The sequence below is a fragment of the Pseudomonas sp. 05T35 genome, assembly GCF_056396605.1.
Genome location: NZ_JBFTLU010000383.1, coordinates 1 through 4,519, shown reverse-complemented (window position 1 = coordinate 4,519; position 4,519 = coordinate 1). Strand labels below are relative to the sequence as shown.

The window sequence follows — 4,519 nt, the reverse complement described above, 5'->3', positions numbered from 1 at the left end:
ACTTATGGGCGATCAGATTTCTGCATTCAAAACTTCAGCGGGTACTGAATCACCACGTAGATCCGGTCAATGTCATCACCCGCCTGAGCGCTGTTGGCCCGGTGCGAGACTTGGGACAGTTGCACCGAAAGATCCTTCGCCGCACCGGACTGGACGATGTAGCGCAGGTCGATATCGCGCTCCCAGTGACGGCCGCCGGCGCCTTGTTGTGGCTGGTACTCACCGCTGTCCGCGTCGAACGGGTTATAGGCGCCACCCTTGGGCGCGTGAGTGCCGTCGATGTGGCTGCCGGAAACGTAGCGGGTCACGAAATTCAGACCGGGAATGCCGAACGCACCGAGATCCAGGTCATAACGGGCTTGCCACGAGCGCTCGTGGGCGCCGTTGAAGTCAGCGTATTTGATCGAGTTGGCCAGATAGATCGAGTCACCGCCGACGAAATCGAACGGCGTGTCGCCGTTGATCCGTTGCCAGCCGAGCATCACCGCATGCGGACCGAAGGTGTATTTGCCTGAGAGACTGAAAGCGGTGTTGTCGATTTCCCCGGCCAGTGCCTGACCGGAATCCCGGGTGTGATAGAGGTTGGCGTCGAGCAATACGCCGGACTGTTTGAAGTGCAGATTGGCATAGTACTGGTGCCAGGTTTCACTGAGGTCGGAGGCGTACAGCGCGCCACCCAGCGGACTGTCGCTGAACAGATCAACGCCGATGATGCTGATCCCGCCGGCCTTCGTGTTGGCGCCGTAGCCCTGGAAATCGCCTTTGCCGGATGAACTGTCCTGGTTCTTGAACGCGGTGAAATGCCCGGCCACCAGATTCACATTGTCGATCTCGCGGCTATTGAGCAGAAAACCCGTGGCGTATTCCGGTTGCAGGCGTTTATCCGAGGTGTCGAATACCGGCGTCTCGACCGTCATTTCGCCAAAGGCGAGGGTGGTGCGTGAGGCTTTCAGCTTGAGCGCGCCGCCAGCGCTGGAGTAGTCGCTCTCGCTGCGACCGTCACTGTTCACCGGTAGCAATCCAGTGCCGGAATGACCCTTGCCGCCGTCCAGTTTCAGTCCGTAAAAAGCATGGGCATCGAGACCGACGCCGATCATTCCTTCGGTGAAACCGGATACGAACGTACCGATAAACCCTTGAGCCCATTCCTGTTTGTAATTCTTTCCGCTCGGCGAGGGCGAGCGGTAGTCGTTGTTCAGGTAGAAGTTGCGACTGAGTACGTCGACTTTGGCATCTTCGGTAAAACCACTGGCGAGCGCGGTTTCGGTCAGTGCGAAAAGCACTACGGACCCGGTTAATGGTTTGGTGAAAACCTTCATGTTTCAATGACCCGCGACAGTGGAATGTGGGTCAATGATCAAGTGGATACGCATTGGTTGATTGAGCGAATGTGCTCAGTTGCCGACATGCGTTGATTGGCGATCGCTTGTCGACTCCCAGACCTCCCTTCGAATTTAGATGTTCAGGCGTAGCGCCGCTATGTCGTCGGCTGTAGACAGCGTGGCGACTGTTGCCGGGCGGGACACCTTTCTATTCGTCATTCGCGCTCACGCGGGTTTCACTTTCTCCTCTATCTGGCGCACTGCCTGCGCATCAGCTCGGAGAAGCTTGAGTTTCAGTTCTTCGAATTCTTCGCTGCTCACCCAATCAATACGCCATAGCATGTACAGCATGCCTTGAGCCTTGTACAACGCTTCCAGGCGCTCGGCATGATTGTCAGTTCGGCGTATGTCATCTGTCGCTTCCTCCAGGTCATCCAGGGCCTGCGCTTTGTTCTTGTCATGGCTCATGATGGAGCTCCTGATATGTTGTATTACTCACCGCCTTGGTCACGATAATACGGTCGCGTCCCGGATTATTCTGGTCACCGCATGGCTTATGCAATGTTACGTACAAATCCCTGGTGCGGCCCTGCACGACCTCATCGAACGACACAACCTTTTGTTCATAATCATAGCGCCGGTAGTGGGCAGCCGGCAGGCCTATGACGGGAACTCGCATCCGGCCATTAAAAAAAGCACCCCTAACTCCCAGATATCATGATTTTTCACAAGCATGAGCTTTCCATATAGTCCTCCCAAGCCCACTTGGAACACGGTAGTGTTTCCCTTGAAGCGAGACAATTTTATGGAAAATAAGAAACGCGCCGTCCAGGCTTCAGAGGTCGGGATGGGGACTCGAGTCGTATGGGGAGGAGAGCAGGTTCAACATCCCTACAATGCGACCCAGACACCCATCGTGGTCAGTGCCGCCTATGGCTATGACGATATTGATAAGTGGTATGACGTGGCATTGGGAAAGGAGCCGGGCTTCATTTACAGCCGGATGAGCAATCCCACTGTCTCTGTCTTGGAAGATAAACTCTGCGAGCTCGAAAACGCAGAGTCGGCTGTAGCTTTCAGTACCGGGATGGCCGCAATCAGCGGTGTACTGCACACCTTCCTGTCCTATGGGCAGCGTGTGATATCTACGCGTGACAGCTACGGCGGTACGAACAAGATTTTCGAGGAGTTTCTTCCACGCATGGGTGTGGAGGTAACCCTTTGCGATACGCTCGAGACTGTGGCGCTTGAGCAGGAGATCGCTAAAGGCTGCAGCGTCCTGTACCTGGAAACACCCACGAACCCAACGCTGAAAATCGTTGATATTCGGCGTCTTGTGGCAGCGGCGAAGCGAGTGGGCGCTTTGGTTGTTGCGGACAATACATTCGCGACGCCTCTGAATCAGAATCCGCTCGCTTTAGGCGTTGATGTGGTTGTGCACAGCGCGACCAAATTCCTGTCCGGTCATGGTGATGTACTCGGCGGTGTGGTTTGCGGCGCCGAGCATTTGATGGCTCAAGTTCGCCATTACCGCGAAATCAATGGAGCTTCGCTGGATCCTTTTTCGGCGTATCTGATCATCCGAGGCATCAAGACTCTGGCTCTGCGTCTTCGCCAGCAACAGGCGAGCGCGAAGCTTTTGGCCGAGTACCTCTGTACCGAGCCGCTGGTCGAGTCTGTKAATTATCCGGGGTTGCCTCAACATCCAGGTCATGACATCGCTCGTTCGCAAATGAACGGATTCGGAGCCATCGTCAGCTTCGTGCTGAAAGGGGGCATGGACACCGTGACTCGTTTGCTCCCGCTGCTCAGATATGCGCATCGGGCGGGTAATTTGGGCGCCGTCGAGACCATCTATGGGCCGGCTCGAACGACCAGTCACGTAGAAAATACCTTGGAAGAACGTCAGGCACTTGGAATCTCCGAAGGTTTGGTTCGAGTGTCCGTAGGTATTGAAGATTCAGCAGACTTATTGGCTGATCTAAAACAAGCCTTCGCTTTAGTGCGAAGTAAACACAGTGATGCGAGCCTTCACGCTGACAGTGCCCAACGCTTCATTGAGGTCGGAGCCTGAGTACGGGCAGGACTTTCGATATTCATCTTAAGCCCTTCATGAAGAATGAAAATAATAAAATCCAGCGACAACTAAATTGTACTGCCCAACAGCCAGTTACAAGGACGCTTGTCCGCACATTTCATGAGAATAAAACTATGTCGACGCATATCGAAGATAATCAGCCCGATCCAAACTCGCGTTTCAAAAAAGAAATGCAAACACGCCACATCGTGATGTTGGCACTGGGCGGAGTGATCGGTACGGGGTTATTCCTTACTTCCGGTTACACGGTTAATCAGGCCGGGCCACTCGGCGCCGTGATCGCTTACATCATCGGTGCAGTGATGGTGTATTTAGTCATGGTCTGTCTCGGTGAACTGGCGGTACAGATGCCGGAAACCGGATCTTTCAGTAGCTACGCGACGCGATACCTGGGCCCAGGCACAGGCTATACAGTGGCCTGGCTTTACTGGCTCACTTGGGCAGTAGCTATCGGTTCAGAATTTACAGCTGCGGGCATACTGATGGTTCGGTGGTTTCCTGATACACCGGTCTGGATTTGGAGCGCGCTATTTGCCATTGCAGTTTTCTTAAGCAATGTTGTCTCTGTCCGGTTGTTTGCGGAGACTGAATTTTGGCTTTCGCTGATTAAGGTTCTGACCGTTATCACGTTCATTGTGATCGGCGGAGCGGCAATTTTCGGTCTTTTGCAAGTACATAATTTGCAGGGGGCGGGACTTTCCAACTTCACACGTGAAGGGCTTTTCCCCACCGGGTTTTTACCCATAGCAATGACTCTCCTGGCAGTTTCCTTCGCATTTTCCGGAACTGAGCTGATCGGAATTGCAGCAGGTGAAGCGCAAGATCCACACACTAGCGTGCCCAAGGCAATCCGCACGACAGTGGTACGTTTGGCGCTGTTCTTCGTGGGGACAATTTTCGTCCTTGCGACGTTACTGCCACGAGAACAAGCGGGGCTCGTAGAAAGTCCGTTCGTGATGGTGTTTGAGCTGATTGGCATCCCGTACTCTGCCGACATTATGAACTTCGTCATTCTCACGGCACTGATTTCCGCCGCTAACTCGGGGCTGTATGCCGCATCGCGCATGCTGTGGACATTGAGCGATCAAGGACATATGCC

4 protein-coding genes are annotated in these 4,519 nt (G+C 54.2%); 2 read left to right on the top strand and 2 right to left on the bottom strand.

All coding sequences use genetic code 11. The annotated features are described in order from the left end of the window. Window positions 1-26: 26 nt before the first annotated feature. Together AC1DH9_RS23295 and AC1DH9_RS23290 are read right to left on the bottom strand one after the other, a co-directional pair. Window positions 27-1,319: an OprD family porin gene (locus AC1DH9_RS23295; protein ID WP_477808856.1), complete on the bottom strand. Its 1,293-nt coding sequence runs from the start codon at window positions 1,317-1,319 to the stop codon at window positions 27-29. 228 nt (window positions 1,320-1,547) lie between these two features. Beyond that, complete coding sequence (locus tag AC1DH9_RS23290; protein ID WP_427534336.1) at window positions 1,548-1,790, bottom strand: hypothetical protein; 243 nt, start codon at window positions 1,788-1,790, stop codon at window positions 1,548-1,550. A gap of 337 nt (window positions 1,791-2,127) precedes the next feature. Here AC1DH9_RS23290 and AC1DH9_RS23285 point away from each other — a divergent pair, with 337 nt between their 5' ends. Further along, window positions 2,128-3,396 (top strand): cystathionine gamma-synthase family protein, encoded by a 1,269-nt coding sequence (locus AC1DH9_RS23285; protein WP_427542447.1) that lies wholly within the window; start codon window positions 2,128-2,130, stop codon window positions 3,394-3,396. A 137-nt stretch (window positions 3,397-3,533) separates the two neighbouring features. Then, window positions 3,534-4,519 (top strand): amino acid permease (locus AC1DH9_RS23280; protein WP_477808855.1); only part of this gene is annotated, 986 nt, incomplete at its 3' end.

Bases quoted from the DNA above. Each gene is read 5' to 3' on its own strand.
- AC1DH9_RS23295 (WP_477808856.1), bottom strand. From the start codon at position 1,319: ATGAAGGTTTTCACCAAACCATTAACCGGGTCCGTAGTGCTTTTCGCA.
- AC1DH9_RS23290 (WP_427534336.1), bottom strand. From the start codon at position 1,790: ATGAGCCATGACAAGAACAAAGCGCAGGCCCTGGATGACCTGGAGGAA.